Source organism: Paenibacillus sp. FSL P4-0081 (assembly GCF_000758565.1).
GTDB lineage: Bacteria > Bacillota > Bacilli > Paenibacillales > Paenibacillaceae > Paenibacillus_AQ > Paenibacillus_AQ phytohabitans.
In genome coordinates this window covers 7576564-7592953 of the sequence record NZ_CP009280.1, presented here as the reverse complement: position 1 = coordinate 7592953, position 16390 = coordinate 7576564, and the positions used below count along the sequence as shown (strand labels likewise).

Annotated in this window: 15 protein-coding genes and 1 other annotated feature; of the genes, 10 read left to right on the top strand and 5 right to left on the bottom strand. The window is 52.8% G+C overall.

The window, feature by feature from the left end:
- Positions 1 to 36 precede the first annotated feature (36 nt).
- Both P40081_RS32210 and P40081_RS32205 read left to right on the top strand, forming a co-directional pair.
- On the top strand, positions 37 to 522 hold the full coding sequence (locus P40081_RS32210; RefSeq protein WP_042140090.1) for a cysteine hydrolase family protein: 486 nt from the start codon (positions 37 to 39) through the stop codon (positions 520 to 522).
- 29 nt (positions 523 to 551) lie between these two features.
- Positions 552 to 1337, top strand: a complete 786-nt coding sequence (locus P40081_RS32205) for an alpha/beta fold hydrolase (RefSeq protein WP_042140089.1) — start codon at positions 552 to 554, stop codon at positions 1335 to 1337.
- 102 nt (positions 1338 to 1439) lie between these two features.
- Here P40081_RS32205 and P40081_RS32200 read toward each other — a convergent pair whose 3' ends face one another.
- Complete coding sequence (locus P40081_RS32200) at positions 1440 to 2489, bottom strand: LLM class flavin-dependent oxidoreductase (RefSeq protein WP_042141705.1); 1050 nt, start codon at positions 2487 to 2489, stop codon at positions 1440 to 1442.
- A 192-nt stretch (positions 2490 to 2681) separates the two neighbouring features.
- On the opposite strand from P40081_RS32200, the gene P40081_RS32195 reads away from it, so the two are divergent.
- On the top strand, positions 2682 to 4385 hold the full coding sequence (locus P40081_RS32195) for a peptidase G2 autoproteolytic cleavage domain-containing protein (protein WP_052422118.1): 1704 nt from the start codon (positions 2682 to 2684) through the stop codon (positions 4383 to 4385).
- A gap of 295 nt (positions 4386 to 4680) precedes the next feature.
- Here P40081_RS32195 and P40081_RS32190 read toward each other — a convergent pair whose 3' ends face one another.
- Genes P40081_RS32190 through P40081_RS32180 form a run of 3 tightly spaced genes read right to left on the bottom strand, consistent with a single transcriptional unit; the run spans position 4681 to position 6525 of the window.
- On the bottom strand, positions 4681 to 5181 hold the full coding sequence (locus tag P40081_RS32190; protein WP_042140088.1) for an arsinothricin resistance N-acetyltransferase ArsN1 family A: 501 nt from the start codon (positions 5179 to 5181) through the stop codon (positions 4681 to 4683).
- A 29-nt stretch (positions 5182 to 5210) separates the two neighbouring features.
- Positions 5211 to 6029, bottom strand: a complete 819-nt coding sequence (locus P40081_RS32185; protein WP_042140087.1) for an arsenite methyltransferase — start codon at positions 6027 to 6029, stop codon at positions 5211 to 5213.
- A 46-nt stretch (positions 6030 to 6075) separates the two neighbouring features.
- The gene (locus tag P40081_RS32180) at positions 6076 to 6525 is read right to left on the bottom strand and encodes a MarR family winged helix-turn-helix transcriptional regulator (protein WP_042140086.1); all 450 of its coding nucleotides are present in this window, start codon (positions 6523 to 6525) and stop codon (positions 6076 to 6078) included.
- Positions 6526 to 6665: 140 nt separating this feature from the next.
- Here P40081_RS32180 and P40081_RS32175 point away from each other — a divergent pair, with 140 nt between their 5' ends.
- The 3 genes from P40081_RS32175 (at position 6666) to arsC (ending at position 8846) form a co-directional block, all read left to right on the top strand.
- Positions 6666 to 6992, top strand: a complete 327-nt coding sequence (locus tag P40081_RS32175; RefSeq protein ID WP_042140085.1) for an ArsR/SmtB family transcription factor — start codon at positions 6666 to 6668, stop codon at positions 6990 to 6992.
- A 119-nt stretch (positions 6993 to 7111) separates the two neighbouring features.
- Complete coding sequence (locus tag P40081_RS32170) at positions 7112 to 8401, top strand: arsenic transporter (protein ID WP_042140084.1); 1290 nt, start codon at positions 7112 to 7114, stop codon at positions 8399 to 8401.
- 25 nt (positions 8402 to 8426) lie between these two features.
- Positions 8427 to 8846 carry an arsenate reductase (thioredoxin) gene (gene arsC, locus P40081_RS32165; RefSeq protein ID WP_042140083.1) on the top strand — a complete coding sequence of 140 codons (420 nt, stop codon included), beginning with the start codon at positions 8427 to 8429 and terminating at the stop codon, positions 8844 to 8846.
- 445 nt (positions 8847 to 9291) lie between these two features.
- Here arsC and P40081_RS32160 read toward each other — a convergent pair whose 3' ends face one another.
- Positions 9292 to 10539: an oxalate decarboxylase family bicupin gene (locus tag P40081_RS32160; protein ID WP_042140082.1), complete on the bottom strand. Its 1248-nt coding sequence runs from the start codon at positions 10537 to 10539 to the stop codon at positions 9292 to 9294.
- Positions 10540 to 10689: 150 nt separating this feature from the next.
- On the opposite strand from P40081_RS32160, the gene P40081_RS32155 reads away from it, so the two are divergent.
- The 4 genes from P40081_RS32155 to P40081_RS32135 all read left to right on the top strand — a co-directional run bounded on the left by P40081_RS32155 (position 10690) and on the right by P40081_RS32135 (position 16358).
- Positions 10690 to 12246 (top strand): class I SAM-dependent methyltransferase, encoded by a 1557-nt coding sequence (locus P40081_RS32155; RefSeq protein WP_042140081.1) that lies wholly within the window; start codon positions 10690 to 10692, stop codon positions 12244 to 12246.
- 81 nt (positions 12247 to 12327) lie between these two features.
- Positions 12328 to 12590 (top strand) — a binding site (T-box leader).
- Between the two features lie 77 nt (positions 12591 to 12667).
- On the top strand, positions 12668 to 14371 hold the full coding sequence (locus P40081_RS32145) for a glutamine--tRNA ligase/YqeY domain fusion protein (RefSeq protein WP_042140079.1): 1704 nt from the start codon (positions 12668 to 12670) through the stop codon (positions 14369 to 14371).
- A gap of 74 nt (positions 14372 to 14445) precedes the next feature.
- Positions 14446 to 14649 carry an FtsB family cell division protein gene (locus P40081_RS32140; protein WP_042140078.1) on the top strand — a complete coding sequence of 68 codons (204 nt, stop codon included), beginning with the start codon at positions 14446 to 14448 and terminating at the stop codon, positions 14647 to 14649.
- Between the two features lie 413 nt (positions 14650 to 15062).
- The gene (locus P40081_RS32135) at positions 15063 to 16358 is read left to right on the top strand and encodes an Nramp family divalent metal transporter (RefSeq protein WP_042141703.1); all 1296 of its coding nucleotides are present in this window, start codon (positions 15063 to 15065) and stop codon (positions 16356 to 16358) included.
- The last annotated feature ends 32 nt before the right edge of the window (positions 16359 to 16390 follow it).

Genomic DNA, 16390 nt, shown 5'->3' with positions numbered 1-16390 from the left:
AGTTCCTTTTATTTAGCTTATAGGGAGGAAGAATGGATGAAAATCGGTTTGCTGATTATTGATTTGCAAGAGGTGCATTTGGGCAAGGTGGAACAGAAAGTAATAGATCAGGCCTGCGAGTTCATTAACTATGTCTCGGAGCTGCTGCGCTCCAAAGATCATACGGTGATTCATATCCAGGACATCGAGGGGATGCAGCCTTCCGATGAGGAGAAATTCAAGATTATTCCGGGCATTGAAATTAAGGAGACGGATCTTAGAGTGATGAAGGAATATTCGAATGCTTTTTGGAAGACGGATCTGGAAAAGATTGTGCTGGAGCAGGGCATTGATCTGCTGATTCTCTCGGGATATGCCGCTGAGCACTGTGTACTGTTCACCTATAACGGGGCTATGGAAAGAGGGTTCAAAGCTGTACTTCTGCAGGATGGGATTCTAAGCTCGAAGAGTGACGTGATTCCTGCAACCTACAGGGACCGTAAACTGATCTCGTATCCTGTGATTGAGGCGTTAGTGCAGTAAGGGAGTATCGTAGGGCTGGAGGAAGAACAATGGAACGGTATATTGTCTACAATGCGGAGAACAACGATAGAACGGTTGTGGTGCTTCCGGCGCTTGGTGAACGAAAGGAAATATATGCTCATTTAGCTGCGCAAATGGCAGATTACAGGTTCATAGCAATCGATCTGCCAGGACATAACCAGGACAATCAGGCAGATGTGTCGATTGGAGCTTTTGTACGGGAGATAAAAAAGATTCTGAATGATCTGCAAATTCCGGCAGCGCATCTCGTAGGCAATTCTATCGGCGCATGGATATGTGAGGCTTTTTATGCGGAGTATCCTGCTGATGTGAAATCACTTACTTTGCTCGATGGCGGATATTATTTTCTTGCGGACAGGGATGAGGATGAGGGGGAGATTACGTTACCCGTCATTGATAGTCTGGAGGAGCTTGAACAGACAGTGGATGAAACCGTCCTGGCGATGGATAAGCTTGCTGAATCTGAACGACAATTATTCAAGGACTATTTAATGAATAACTTCTACCTGTTGGATGATTCTTACATACATCATAGCTGTGAACAAGCCCTTGATCGTCTGAGCAAGGAAGTAACTGCCACCGATTATTGCCTGAAGCAAGCGGCTGATATTCCTTTGATATTGCTGTTGGCAGAAGAGAGTATGGATGAATTCAGTCTGGAGAAAATGCAGCTTTTCAAGGTTGCCCACCCTGATGCGGATGTGAAAATAATCGGCAGAGGCTATCACTTCCTCCCGATTACGAATGCAGCAGATGTGGCAGCGGTGATGCGTAAATTGTTAAGTCCGCAGTAACACCGCTTCTTTAATTCAGCAGAGCATAAGAATACGCCAAAAACACTTCAAGAGCAGTTAAGCGCCTGAAGTGTTTTTGGCGTATTAGGGTCACATTATCAGTTATTTAGCCCCGGTACGGGCTAATTCTTGATGCACGATAGGGGCAACCTTGGTGCCCAATAGCTCAATGGCGCGCAGCACCTCGCGGTGCGGCATGGTGCCTACATTCACATGCAGGAAGAAGCGGGTCACGCCAAGATTCTTGCGCAGCAGGAGGATCTTCTCGGCTACATATTCGGCATCGCCGACATAGAGTGCGCCGCGCAGGCTGCGGGCATCGTCAAAGGCCGCACGGTTGTAGGTTCCGCCCCAGCCCCGTTCGCGTCCGATGACATTCATCTGGGCTGCGGTGGACGGGTAGAACAAGGCGGCTGCCTGTTCGTTAGTTTCACCTACGAAGCCGTGGGAGTGCGTGGCAATCTGCAGCTTGTCGGGATTATGTCCCGCCCGGACAGCGGCCTCCTTGTATAAGGCGACAAGCGGAGCGAAGCGTTCCGGCATACCGCCAATGATCGCGAAAGCGATCGGAAGGCCGAGCGTTCCGGCCCGCACGGCAGATTCAGGATTGCCGCCGCTGGCCACCCAGACGGGAAGCGGATCCTGGACGGCGCGGGGATAGACGGCAAGATTATTAATCGCCGGACGATGGCCGCCGCGCCAGGTGACCTTCTCGGAAGCGCGGATCGCCAGCAGTAGCTCCAGGTTCTCTTCGAACAATTCATCATAATCATCCAGGCTGTAGCCAAACAGCGGGAAGGACTCAATGAATGAGCCGCGGCCCGCCATAATCTCTGCCCGGCCATTCGATATTCCGTCCAAAGTGGCGAAATCCTGGTATACCCGGACCGGATCATCTGAAGACAAGACGCTGACCGCGCTGGTCAGTCTGATCCGCTTGGTCGTAGCTGCCGCTGCGGCAAGAACTACAGCCGGAGCACTGCCTGCATAATCGGCCCGGTGATGTTCACCTATGCCATATACGTCCAGGCCCACCTGGTCAGCGAGCACAATTTCTTCTACGGCTTCGCGCAGTCTCTCCGCATGGCTAATGGCCTTGCCGGTTACCGGATCAGGCGTAGTCTCCAAAAACGTGCTTATTCCTATTTCCATCAATTGTTTCTCCTCGGCCATATCAATCCGCCCCCTTCTTCATGTACTCATTCTACTATACTTTATAATGTTTCTCAACTTTAGTAAGTGAAATTTAGATGGAAAGTGATCTATAACTTGGCCACGTTCGCCGTTACCGCCGCTCGTCCGCAGACATAAATATATTGTAATACGATGAAAGCGGTGATCAGGATGGGAAGCGGAGTAGGGAATACGGCGAGCGGCTTTGCTGCGCATGCCGAGGGGCTCAATACAACAGCAAGCGGTGCAGCCGCTCATTCTGAAGGGTTCTCTACACTTGCCAGCGGAGATACCGCGCATGCAGAAGGCAATACTACTATTGCCAGCGGAAGCGCATCGCATGCGGAAGGCTATCTCTCCCAGGCAACGAATGATACGGCACATGCAGAAGGATCTTCTACTATAGCCAGCGGAGTAGCAGCACATGCAGAAGGTTATTTAACCAACGCAATGGGCGAAAGCTCACATGCGGAAGGCTCGACGACACTGGCTGCCGGCCTCGAAGCCCACTCTGAAGGGTTCGGCACACAGGCCTGGGGCGCACGTTCACATACAGAAGGCTTCAATACTTCGACGCAGACGACAGCCATTAACGCCCATGCGGAAGGAGAAGGCAATTCAGCCAGCGGCCGGGCCTCCCACGTAGAAGGCGGCGGTGTCGATCCGCTGGATAATCCGGCACCAAGCTTTGCCAGCGGCGCCAGCTCGCATGCCGAGGGAGTAGGAACCACGTCCATGGGCTTCGCCTCACATGCGGAGGGCGGCACTGCGGACATCACCCTAGCCGCCGGGCCCTCAGCTCTTGGCGACTTCTCGCATGCCGAGGGGCAGAATACAGTGGCCAGCGGTTCGGCTTCCCATGCCGAAGGATTAGCAACAACGGCCAGCGGCAATGTGGGTGCGCACGCTGAAGGGCAGAATACAACGGCCAGCGGAACAGCCTCGCACGCCGAGGGCTTCCAGACTACAGCCAGCGGGGCTTCCGGCCATGCCGAAGGGGCCAACACACAAGCCAGCGGCTCCTTTTCCCACTCCGAGGGAGTCGGTACATTGGCGAATGCGCCTTATGCGCATGCCGAAGGTGCGGATACTACTGCTTCCGGCCAGGCTTCCCATGCGGAAGGGTTCCAGACCCAGGCTTTTGCTCCGAACTCCCATGCCGAGGGGGAAGCGACGATTGTTCTCGCGGAGCATACAGGCGCCCATATCATGGGCCAGAACGGCTCAACGCGGTTTCCGTATTCGTGGCATTTGGCCAACGGGCTGGCGGTCGGCCCTACCTTTAACTCGGCAGTGATTGAAGGGCTTACGGGTAATATTTATCTGGATGGTACGCTGATGTCTCCAGGTGCAGCAGATTATGCAGAAATGTTCGAAACCTCGGACGGGCTCACCATTGACGCAGGTTATTTCGTTACGTTTGATGGGGCCAGTGACAGAATCCGCAAAGCCAAGGCAGGGGATGAATATATTCTTGGTGTCATCAGCGCCAGACCGGCTATCGTTGCCGATTCGAGTGACCTGCGCTGGAACGGCATGTTCGTAACCGATGAGTGGGACCGGATTCTGTATCACGAGGTAGAGGTCGCTGAGGTTAGAAATGAATACGGCGATATTGTCCGTGAGGCGGGTAAGAAATCAGAACCGGTGCTTAACCCTGAATGGGATGGCTCCCGGGAATATGTTTCCCGCCAGGACAGGGAAGAATGGGTAGCTGTAGGAATTGTCGGCAAGCTGCTTGTCCGTGATGACGGTACCTGTGTAGCCGGGGGCTACTGCCGCCCGGACGATAACGGCATGGCAACGGCAGCGGATACCGGGTACCGGGTAATGAAGCGTACGGGTGAACATCAGATTCGCATTTTTGTGAAATAACCGGCCGGATCAGCGGCCCAGCCAAACACAGCCAAGCGAACCGGGATGACCCCCCGATCCGCTTGGCTGTTTGCTGTCCTTAGGATTTATCCTTTTTGACAGCAAGCTGTACGATCATAATGATGAGAACGAGCAATGCGATGAGCTGATCTGTACTCATGGTGGTCCGGCCTCCAATCCACTGGCTAGGATGGCTCTTCGGACCTGCATCTCCTCTCCAAGAAGCTGCTGCGTTCCCCATAATCTAACCTATGAACCGGCAGAGAAGGTTAGTACTTAAGGATATAAAATATTGTTATAGCAGCAGCTTCTCCATAATCATGACATCAATCATCCGGCCGTCCAGTTTCCCCTGTTTCTCGAAGACGCCAACCTCACGGTAACCGCTTTTGCGGTATAAGCCCTGAGCCATTGGGTTAAAGGGAAAAGTGAACAGCACAATTTTATAGAAATCAGCCGCTACGGCCTTGTCCTCCAGGGCATGCAGTAATAGATTGCCAATGCCGCGGCCGCGGGAGGCCCGTTCAATATAAATGGAGAGATCGGCGACACCGTCATAAGCGCAGCGGTGGGAATAACGATTGAGCGAAGCCCAGCCCAGAACACTGTCTTCGGCTTCGGCAACGAGTATAATAAAGCGTCCTTGATGTTCCTGGAACCAGTCAGACATCGCATTCAAATCTTTAGCTGAGCTTTCCAGTGTAGCGATCCGGTCTTCAATCCCCTGATTATAGATATGCAGGATGTGGGTGAGGTCTTGGAAGGTGGCGGGACGAATCATGAATGTCGAAAGCATATTATCGGCCTCCTAAGGTACCTTGCGAATTATGGCTTCACAGCAGTAATTACTGCTGAGGCAATATACTGGTCAATGTCTGCACCGGGAACCCAGTCTTTAATGAAGGCGCGGGATTCATCCTTAGGTTCGACTGATATCCGGATGAAACCGCTGTTTGCCAGCATGGTCTGCAGGGCAGGCACAGAGGAGGCTCCTGAGATGCAACCGGAATAAAGATTGCCCAAATCCTGTGCGATTTCAGGAGGCAGCTCGGCAGTGGTGACGATGTCGGATATTGCCAGCCTTCCGCCAGGCAACAGCACCCGGAACGCTTCATTGAATACTTGCTGCTTATCAGGAGAGAGGTTGATTACGCAGTTGGAGATAATGACGTCTATGATGGCATCGGCGACAGGCAGATGTTCGATTTCTCCCAGCCGGAAGCTGGTATTGGCGTAATGTCCCCGGGCAGCATTATCACGTGCCCGGCTGATCATTTCAGAGGTCATGTCTATGCCTATGACAGAACCGGACGCTCCCACCTGGCGGGAAGCCAGGAAACAGTCGAAGCCGCCGCCGCTGCCAAGATCCAGAACGGTTTCTCCAGGCTGCAGTCCGGCAATCGCCTGCGGATTGCCGCAGCCAAGTCCAAGGTTCGCGCCTTCAGGTACAGCGTTCAATTCTTCGCCGGAATAACCAAGACTTGCGGAAATGCTGTTGAAATCGGCTGGTGCCGAACAGCAGGCGGAGGAAGCCTCCTCCGGGCAGCAAACGGAGGGAGCAGAGCGGCCAGTAACAGCGATTTGCTGATACCGGGTTCTTACATTTTGGCGGATTCCATCATGAGTAGGCTGGTTCAAGTTCATCACTCCTTTATAATAATTGCAAATTGCAACTATGTAGCGGAAGAAATCAGCCTGAGACAGGCGCACAGCATTTGCTTGATTTCCCCATAGCTTCATTGAAGATCTTTACGGATCGCAGTACCGTTTCCTGTTCAAATTCAGACATGTAGGAGAAGACCTCCTCCAGATATTCATTCATTTGCCGGTCGATGGTTCCGGCAACAGATGAGCCTTGCTCTGTTAAAGACAATATAAACACCCTGCCGTCGGAGGGATCGGGACTTTTGCGGACGAGTCCCATTTTGACCAGTGCCTGCACCTGGCGGCTGAAGGTTGTAACATCCGTTCCGAGCACTTCCGCAATTTGCTGCATGGACGGATTATGCCTCCGCTGTACTTCATAGAGCAGATGGCTCTGGGCCAGAGAAATGTCATGCCCGCCTACGGTGCAGCAGTTTTTGTTAAGCAGACCGAAGCGGCGGGTCATGATCTGAAAGAGCTCGCGTGCATTTTCCATTGAAGTTCACCTCATATTTCAGTTATAGCTTATATATTTGTAAAGTGCAACTATAGAATCGAAATATTACCTCTTGTCCTTTTGATAAGACTGTTTTAGTATATAAGCATTGGCTTATATACTAAGGAGGCTGAACCGCGATGGATAAGCTTAACGAGGTGGCTGATGACCTGAAGCTTCTGGGGGACAAGACCCGCCTGATGATGCTTGGACTGCTGCAGGAGCGGGAATGGTGTGTCTGTGAGTTCGTCGAACTCTTTGAGATCTCACAGCCGGCCATCAGCCAGCATCTGCGTAAACTGAAGGATAAGGGGATGGTGAAGGAGAGTAAACGCGGGCAGTGGGTGCATTACTCCCTGAATGTGGAGGGCAAGCCGCATATCACGGCCGTCCTGCATGGATTGCCGGATTCACATACTCTGCTGTCGTCATTGAATAAGACAGGGGTTACTGCCTGCTGCGACTGATATAATACTAGATCGATGAGAACGTCTGGAGGACAGGCTGGCGTTACTCTTATATATAAATTTATCTATTGGGGAGTGCTGCGGGAAATGTTGCTGCGGGTCAAACGGAGGGCGGGATTATGGTTGTCCTAGCCAGCCTTATTTTTGTTATTACTTTAATCTTTGTGATCTGGCAGCCGCGTAAGTTATCCATTGGCTGGTCAGCCTGCGGCGGAGCGCTGCTGGCCCTGGCGGCAGGCGTGGTCAGCTTCGGGGATGTCCGCGATGTGACGCTGATTGTGTGGAATGCCACGCTGGCCTTTGTAGCTATTATTCTGATTTCTTTGATACTCGACCGTGTTGGATTCTTCGAATGGGCGGCACTGCATATGGCAGCGGCGGCACGCGGCAATGGTACGCTGATGTTCATCTATGTCATCCTGCTGGGCGCAGTGGTAGCGGCGTTGTTTGCCAATGACGGGGCGGCGCTGATCCTGACACCGATTGTGCTGGCGATGGTCCGGGCGCTGAATTTTGATGAGAAAAAAGTGTTTCCCTTCATTATCGCCAGCGGCTTCATCGCCGACACGACTTCGCTGCCGCTGATCGTCAGCAATCTGGTCAATATTGTATCCGCCGATTTCTTCGGCATCAGCTTCACGGAGTATGCAGGACGTATGCTGCTGCCTACGCTGTTCTCGCTCGCCGCCAGTATTCTGGTCTTGTACCTGTTCTTCCGCAGAAGTATACCCAAAGTGTACGACACTGCCGGGATGAAGCTCCCGGAGGAGGCGATTAAGGACAAGCGGATGTTCCGGTTATCCTGGGGCGTGCTGGCGCTTCTGCTGGCCGGGTATTTTGTCAGTGAATTTCTGAACATTCCGGTCTCTGTAGTGGCAGGTGTAATCGCGGTTTGCTTCCTGCTCATGGCCCGCCGCAGTCCCTACGTCAAGACGATGGAAGTGGTCAAAGGCGCGCCGTGGGCGATTGTCTTTTTCTCCATTGGCATGTATGTCGTGGTGTATGGCTTGCGCAATGCCGGACTGACCGATGTGCTTGCAGAGATGATCAGTGAGGTGGCGGAGCACGGTTTGTTCGCAGCAACGATGGGGATGGGCTTCCTCGCTGCGATCCTCTCCTCAGTGATGAATAATCTGCCAACGGTGCTGATTGGGGCGCTGGCCATTGATAACGCGCAGGCGACAGGTCTCATTAATGAGGCTCTGATCTACGCGAATGTCATCGGTTCCGATTTGGGTCCGAAGATTACGCCGATCGGTTCGCTCGCTACTCTGCTGTGGCTGCATGTGCTATCAGGCAAAGGTGTAAAGATTTCTTGGGGCACTTATTTCAAAACAGGAATTATTCTGACGATTCCGACGTTATTTATCACATTGTTAGGTTTGTATCTGCAACTGAAGCTGTTCTAATCTAATCCTGAAGGAGAAATCAGACATGGGCAAAAAGACGATCTATTTCCTGTGCACGGGGAATTCGTGCCGGAGCCAAATGGCGGAGGGCTGGGCAAAACAATTTCTCGGGGACGCCTGGAATGTGTACAGTGCGGGAATTGAGGCCCATGGCTTGAATCCCAAGGCAGTACAGGCAATGAACGAGGTGGGGATCGATATTTCGGCCCAGACCTCGGATATTATTGATCCGAAGCTGCTCAGCAGTGCAGACCTTGTGGTCACATTATGCGGGGATGCCGCCGATAAATGTCCGGTGACGCCTCCGCAGGTACGGCGGGAGCACTGGGGATTCGATGACCCGGCCAAAGCGCAGGGCAGTGAGGAAGAGAAGTGGGCGGTATTTCAGCGGGTCCGAGATGCAGTCGGCGAGCGGATCAAGCGGTTTGCTGAGACGGGCGAATAGAGGTTTCCTATACGGGAATGAAACACAAACTGATGATTAAGAACAAAAAGCGGTGCAGACGGGTGTCTGACCGCTTTTTATGTTGTTCTGGAATGAATGCAGTTCGAACAATTGGAGCTACCCATTAATTATAGGACGATCATTAAAATCTTGCAGAAAATACAACAATTTTCTCCGGATATTGCTTCTAGAGCAAAATTGTTGTATGAATTACAACATTATTACTGCTCCAGCTTCTTAATGGAGGATATTATTGTATTTTGTGCAACAATTCTCCCAAACAGCCGGATATTCAGATGTTCAAGTTGCAGAATGTACAACATTAAGGCCGGTCTATACAGCTGACCTTATGGATTTTCACTTCAGCCGCCTGGTTGGGGTAAAGATAAGGCCATAGGGCAGACTGACCTGCCCAATCCAGACTCAAACTGGGCAAAACCACGCGCTACTCCTTCTGCTTCCCATGCCCAAGCTCATGCCCAAGCTCATGTCCGTGCTCATGTCCGTGCTCATGTCCCTGATCCGGGTATTTCACCACAGGCCATTTCACTTTGCGCAGGGCATCCATCAGCTCCGGCCCCACATTCAGATTGCTGCTGACCAGTTCATGGGGAGTAAGCGCCATCCACTGGTTCAGGGAGACATCGGCGAACCGGTCGCTCCGGAACATTTCCAGGAACCAGAGCGTGTCTGTCCCGGTATTCTGAATATAATGTCCCTGGGCAAAAGGCACATAGCCGACATCGCCGGCTCTGACATTAAATGTACGCGCTGCGCCGTCCCCGCCAAAGACCGTCATCCGGCCTTGCCCGGTCAGATAATACTGCCACTCGTCATTATTCGGATGCCAGTGCAGCTCCCGCATGCCGCCGGGCTCAATCTCCACCAGCGCGGCGGCAATATTCCGGGAGATGGGGAAATTACTGGAGTCGACAATCCGCACACTGCCTCCGGGCGTCCGAAGCGGCGGCTGGGCCAGCAGCTGATGCTTGAAGCTCAGCGGAATCTCTCCATAAGGTGACTCCACTCGCTGACTCTCCAGGGGGCCGGGCACCTGATCCTGATATATATACACTTGTTCCTTCGGAATACACTCAAATGCAGATTCGGGTACGCCGAAGTTGGCGGACAGGACCTCGGGCGGCGTATGGGCGAACCAGTCGGAGATCGACAGGGTGTTCAGATCCGAGAAGCTTCCATCGTCAAAAACAAGCAGGAACTCGCATCCCTCGGCAAGCCCCTGGATTGAATGCGGGATGCCCGGAGGGAAGTACCACAGATCGCCCGGGCCGACATCGGCAATGAAGTTCCGGCCATTCTGGTCCACGGCGGTAATCCGGGCGCTGCCGAGCAGCATATAGGACCATTCCGCCTGCTGATGCCAGTGCAGCTCGCGTACTCCGCCCGGGGTCAGGCTCATGTTCACTCCTGCAAGTGTGGTGGCGATAGGCAGCTCTCTGACGGTAACCTCCCGGGACCAGCCGCCGAAGTTCAGCTGCATATGGGCGTCGGAGAATGAGAATTTCAGATTGGGGATCAGCCCGTTATCTGTAGAGGGCGGGACGAACATATCGGGATTCTCCCGGTCGCGCAGAATATCGCGGGGGCCGAGGTCGACATTGCCAGCACCGTCACTGCGGATAGGCTGGGGGATAACGGGCTTGCTTGAAGAACCGGGTTCGGCAGGGCTCATGGCTTAAGCTCCTTTCTGGATCGTACAGCACTCCAAGAAATATATGCGCCAGTATGCCACTTATGAGTTATGAAGGGCTGAGCGAAATGTGATAATATTTGACTACCGGACAAATTTCCGTACGATAATCAGAGAGCAGGGTTTGAACTAATGACAATAGACGGACAAGAACGCTACCGCTTCAGTGAAGCGCCAATATGGGAACTGCAGCGCAGGTATTATGAGCAGCTGGGACTGCAGGCTTGGGCGAATGACCAGGTCCCGCAGTACATTACAAGCAATCCGATGATCGGAACAGCGTATGCGGAGATGATCTTCGGGTTTCTGCAGGACCGTGCAGAGAAGGGGCATACTACAGAACCGGTTATTATTCTGGAGCTTGGCGCAGGTGTCGGACGCCTGGCATTCCATGTCCTGCAGCAGCTGTGTGAGCTGATTCAGTATGCCGGAGTGCTGCTGCCCCCTTTCCGCTACGTCATGAGCGATTTGCCCTGGAAGAATATTGAGGGCTGGCAGAAGCATGAAGGGCTGAAGCCTTTTGTGGAGCAGGGGATTCTTGATTTCGCCCGCTTTGATGCGGTGCAGGATACAGAGCTGTCCCTGACGCAGAGCGGAATGGTGATTAAGCCCGGCGGACTGCAGCAGCCGCTGATGGTGATCGCCAACTACTTCTTCGATAGTATTCAGCAGGAGCTGCTCTATATTGATGAAGGCAAGATTTATGAATGTGAGGTTTCGTTAAAATATCCCGAGCAATCCGGCTCGATGAGCACGTCCGAAGTACTGCGGGATCTGGTGCCGGAATATCATTACAAGCGGGCCGAAGGCTATGAGGACCCTTCATACAAGTACCATGAAGTAATTTCATTCTATCTGGACAAGCTGGAGGATTCGCATATCCTGTTCCCGGCGGCTGCCATTTCCTGTATGGAGCGGCTCGGGGCGCTCTCCCAGGGGAGCTTCCTGCTGCTTACCGCAGACAAAGGCGACCACCGGCTGGAGAACTGGGAATTCGCCGAGCCGCCGAAGCTGATTCATCACGGCAGTATTTCACTCACGGCGAATTACCATGCGCTGGTGCATTATTTTGAACGGAAAGGCGCACAGTCCCAGTTCACGCAGCATCATTATAAGAATCTGAATGTCGGCTGCATTCTGATGCTTGAAGAGCCGATGCTCCATCCCCATACCCGTCTGGCCTACCGGCGGTTTGTAGAGCGGTTCGGACCGGATGATTTCTTCAGTCTGAAGGTGTGGATCGATAAGAATTACGATACGATCGGCATGCAGCAGATCCTGGCCTTCTGGCGGCTGGGCGGATATGATGCCGAGCTGTTCATCCAGAGTGCGGAGCGTATCTCCGCTCTGCTGCCGGATGCCAGTGATGATGAGCTGCTGGACCTGCAGCGCGGGATTGATCTGATGTGGAAAGGCTTCTATCCGATGCCGCAGAAATATGATCTGGCCCTGGACTGCGGTCTGCTGCTGTTCGAGATGGAGCAGTACGGGGAGTCCCGCCGCTTCCTGGAGCATTCGCTTGCGTCCAGTGACGAGGAGCCGGTAATTACTGTACTGTACTGCCTGGCTATTTGCAGCTATGAGCAGGAGGATGACGAAGCGGCGCTGGATTACACGCGCAGATCGCTTCTGATTGAGCCGGAGCATGAGGAAGCTTTGGAGCTCTTGGCGGCGCTGAGTCAGGGGTAAGGTTGTCCCGCAGACTGCTGCGCCTCCGGACACTGCTACACTTTACACGCTGCCTGTGATTTGTTATTCTGGATCAAATGATGAAACGCGATGACGAGAAGAGTACGTCTATTCATTCCCTCACAGAGAGCTCCGGGTGGTGCGAAGGAGCAGGGAAGGCTGGACCGAAACAAGCCTCTGAGCGGTGCACCGGAACCGGCTATGGCCGGGGATGGTACAACAGGAGCTCCTGTTACAGAGCTAGAGTATAAGCCCTGCCTTGCCGGCAGCGCCGTACTTGATGAGATTAATATGGCGACATATTAATAAACCTGGGGTGGTACCGCGAGAATCTCGTCCCCAAGACTACAGTCTTGGAGGTGAGGTTCTTTTTTGTTGTCCCGTAAGGGCAGGTATCACCAATATACAGGAGGAGATCAGAATGACTGACGTTAATGTGAATGAGAGTGAACCGGCCGTGCCGGAGAATTATATGGATAAGCTGATCAGAGAAGACGTGGAGGGCGGAGTCTACAGCAGGGAGATCTGCACAAGGTTTCCGCCGGAGCCCAATGGTTATCTGCATATCGGCAGCGCTTTTGCCATCCACACGAATGTTGAGATTGCACGTAAGAATGGCGGCAGATTCCATCTGCGCTTCGATGATACCAACCCGCTGAAAGAGGATATGGAGTATGTAAAAGCTATTACCGAGGATATGGAATGGCTGGGCTGCAGCCCGGGAGAGCATATCTATTATGGCTCCGATTATTCGGAGGAAATCTGCCGCAGCGCAGAGGAGCTGATTCTTAAGGGGAAAGCTTATGTCTGCGACCTGACTCCGGAGGAAGTGACGTCCTACAGGGGGACATTAACCGAACCTGGTAAGGACAGTCCGTACCGGGAACGCTCGCCGGAAGAGAATTTGCGGCTGTTCCGGGAGATGCGTAATGGAGAATATCCTAACGGTGCTAAGGTGCTGCGGGCCAGAATCGACATGTCTTCGCCGAATATCAATCTGCGCGACCCGGTGCTCTACCGGATCATTCATGCGGAGCATTACCGCACGGGAAAAGCCTGGTGCATCTATCCGATGTATGATTTTGCCCATCCGATTCAGGATGCCATTGAAGGGGTGACGCATTCACTGTGCTCCATCGAGTTCAAGGATCACCGGCCGCTATATGAGTGGGTGCTTAAGGAGCTGAATATTCCTGAACCCCCTAAGCAAAGGGAATTCGGCCGGGTGAATCTGACGGGAGTGGTCACGAGCAAACGTTATCTCCGGGCGCTGGTTACCGGGAAGTATGTGGACGGCTGGGATGATCCGCGTCTGCCTACGCTCCGTGGACTGCGCAGACGCGGATTCACTCCGGAGAGCATCAAGGCTTTTGTCCGGGAGATCGGGATGGCCCGCAATACGGCAATGGTTGATTTCTCGCTGCTGGAGCACTGCGTAAGACAGGATCTTAAGGCGAAGGCACCGGCCATCATGGCCGTGCTGAATCCGCTGAAGGTCGTGCTTACCAACTATGAAGCCGGGGCTTCTGAATTCCTTACCATTGAGTACAACAGTGAGAATCCCGCGCTCGGCACAAGGGACGTTCCGTTCTCCGGCACACTCTATATCGAGCGGGAGGACTTCATGGAGGTACCCTCCAAGGGCTTCCGCAGACTGACGCTTGGCGGTGAAGTAAGGCTGAAGGGCGGGTATTTCATCCGCTGTAACGAAGTGATTAAGAGTGCGGACACTGGTGAGATTGTCGAGCTGCGCTGTACTTATGATCCGGATACGAGAAGCGGGAGCGGTTTTGACGGGCGGAAGGTTAAAGGAACCATCCATTGGGTGTCCGCCGAGCATGCGGTCAAAAGTGATGTGTACCTGTATGAGAAGCTGCTTGTAGACAATGAAGGGCCGAAGGAGGAAGGGGAGACCTGGGAAGCGTACATCAACCCGGATTCTGCCACTTTGCTTAAGGATTGTCTGCTGGAGCCGCTTGCGGATAAACCACAGCCCGGGGATAAATTTCAATTCCTGCGCCACGGCTATTTCTGCGTCGACAGCAGGTTCAGCTCAGGGCACAGGCTGGTATTCAACCGGATCGTACCGCTGAAGGACACCTGGAAAGGGAAAGCAGAAAAATAAGCTTCAACACAGTTTCTCCACAAACGGCGGCTATACTAATGGCAGCACCTTGAATCCCGGAGGGAGGAAAAGCCATGAACTGGTCCTGGTTAATCACACTGATCTGTCCGCTGATGATGATCCTTATGATGTTCGGAATGCCCGGCATGCGCGGCAAACATGGACATGGAGGCCACTCGAGGAAGCAGGCGGATGTGGAGAAGCTGCAGCAGGAGCTGAATGAGCTGAAGCTGCAGAATGAACAGATGCGTGCAGATATCCGCAGTATTACCTCTTAAGCGGTGTGGATCACACCGGAATGCCCGGCGGGCGAGAGTCAGGATGAATGTCCTGGGGCTCGCCTGTTTTTTGTTTTGGGGTTCCCGCAAAGTGCCTGAGTAATCGTCGAAGCTACGGCCCTACTTTGTGGGGTTATTTTATGTTTTAACTGCTTAAATAACTCTGTGTTGTATTGGGTAATTACATATGGACCGGAGCATCACTTTGCTGCAGGTTTGCACATAATATAATTTGGAGCAGCCGGGCGGATGCCGTAGTTTAGAATCAACCCATTGCTCGTATGAAAAATCCAATGAAAATACATTTACATTTCTCAATTAGCGGATTATAATGAAAACAAATCAAATGTTGCATCAGGGAAACTTTCGTGTATATAGACAACTTTTTCCGGGCAAGAGGAGGGATAGAAATGATGGAGCAAAATACAGCAGTAGAATCATCCCCTATACTAAAAGGACATACTAATAAACACTCGGCACAATCAGTGCTGAATGGAGATGTCAAAGGACTGAAGAGACTCCTTCCTTTCCTGGGTCCGGCTTTTATCGCTTCTGTAGCGTACCTGGACCCCGGCAATTTCGCCACTAATATTACAGCAGGCTCGAAATACGGATATTTGTTATTATGGGTTATCTTTGCCTCGAATCTGATGGCTGTCCTTATACAATCCTTATCCGCCAAGCTTGGCATTGCCACCGGCAAGAATCTGCCTGAGGTCGCCCGGGAGAAATTCCCGAGAGGCGTGTCCATCTTCCTGTGGATTCAGAGTGAACTGGTCATTATCGCTACCGATCTGGCGGAATTTATCGGGGCAGCCCTTGGACTATACTTACTGTTCGGTATACCAATGCTGCCGGCTGCGCTGATTACCGCTGTTGGATCTTTCGCTATTCTGGAGCTCCAGCGGCGCGGCTACCGGACCCTGGAGGCCGGAATTGCCGGGATGGTAATGATTGTTGTTCTGGCTTTTGCATTCCAGGTCATTATGGCGAAGCCCGATGCGGGCAGTGTGGTTGCCGGAATGTTTACGCCAAGATTCGAGGGTGTGGACAGCATCCTGCTGGCTGCCGGGATTCTCGGCGCGACAGTTATGCCGCATGCGATTTATCTGCATTCCTCGCTGACCCAGAGCCGGGTCGTCGGGATCGATGAACGGGAGAAGAAACAGATTTTCCGGCTGGAATTCATCGATATTCTGATTGCGATGCTGATCGCCGGTGCCGTGAATATGGCCATGGTGGTTGTAGCTGCGGCGCTCTTTTTCAAGAATGGTCTGGTCGTTGAGGATTTGGATGTCGCCTTCGAGCAGTTCCGTAATCTGGCAGGACCGGTTACCGCCATCTCCTTCGGCCTCGGCCTCCTGATCGCAGGTCTGTCGAGCTCGTCGGTCGGTACAATGGCCGGTGATGTGGTCATGCAGGGCTTCATTAATAAAAAGATCAATCTCTACCTGCGGCGGGCGATTACCATCATCCCACCGCTGACCATCATCGCCTTCGGGATTAACGCGACAAGTGCACTGGTGATGAGTCAGGTCGTGCTCTCCTTCGGGATTGCCTTCGCCCTGATTCCGCTCGTGATCTTCACCAGCGACCGCTCGATCATGAAGGGGCTGGTGAACCACCGGATCACCACCATCCTCGGCTGGATTATCTCGGCTCTGGTAGTGTCGCTGAATTTGTTCCTGATTGTGGAGATGTTTGTGTAAGTTCTATAAGGAATTGAATATTTTACGTTAGA

Bases quoted from the DNA above. Each gene is read 5' to 3' on its own strand.
- P40081_RS32170 (WP_042140084.1), top strand. From the start codon at position 7,112: ATGGTTGTCCTAGCCAGCCTTATTTTTGTTATTACTTTAATCTTTGTG.
- P40081_RS32160 (WP_042140082.1), bottom strand. From the start codon at position 10,539: ATGAGCCCTGCCGAACCCGGTTCTTCAAGCAAGCCCGTTATCCCCCAG.
- P40081_RS32205 (WP_042140089.1), top strand. From the start codon at position 552: ATGGAACGGTATATTGTCTACAATGCGGAGAACAACGATAGAACGGTT.
- P40081_RS32210 (WP_042140090.1), top strand. From the start codon at position 37: ATGAAAATCGGTTTGCTGATTATTGATTTGCAAGAGGTGCATTTGGGC.
- P40081_RS32200 (WP_042141705.1), bottom strand. From the start codon at position 2,489: ATGGAAATAGGAATAAGCACGTTTTTGGAGACTACGCCTGATCCGGTA.
- P40081_RS32145 (WP_042140079.1), top strand. From the start codon at position 12,668: ATGACTGACGTTAATGTGAATGAGAGTGAACCGGCCGTGCCGGAGAAT.
- P40081_RS32180 (WP_042140086.1), bottom strand. From the start codon at position 6,525: ATGGAAAATGCACGCGAGCTCTTTCAGATCATGACCCGCCGCTTCGGT.
- P40081_RS32135 (WP_042141703.1), top strand. From the start codon at position 15,063: ATGGAGCAAAATACAGCAGTAGAATCATCCCCTATACTAAAAGGACAT.
- P40081_RS32175 (WP_042140085.1), top strand. From the start codon at position 6,666: ATGGATAAGCTTAACGAGGTGGCTGATGACCTGAAGCTTCTGGGGGAC.
- P40081_RS32155 (WP_042140081.1), top strand. From the start codon at position 10,690: ATGACAATAGACGGACAAGAACGCTACCGCTTCAGTGAAGCGCCAATA.
- P40081_RS32185 (WP_042140087.1), bottom strand. From the start codon at position 6,029: ATGAACTTGAACCAGCCTACTCATGATGGAATCCGCCAAAATGTAAGA.
- P40081_RS32140 (WP_042140078.1), top strand. From the start codon at position 14,446: ATGAACTGGTCCTGGTTAATCACACTGATCTGTCCGCTGATGATGATC.
- P40081_RS32190 (WP_042140088.1), bottom strand. From the start codon at position 5,181: ATGCTTTCGACATTCATGATTCGTCCCGCCACCTTCCAAGACCTCACC.
- arsC (WP_042140083.1), top strand. From the start codon at position 8,427: ATGGGCAAAAAGACGATCTATTTCCTGTGCACGGGGAATTCGTGCCGG.
- P40081_RS32195 (WP_052422118.1), top strand. From the start codon at position 2,682: ATGGGAAGCGGAGTAGGGAATACGGCGAGCGGCTTTGCTGCGCATGCC.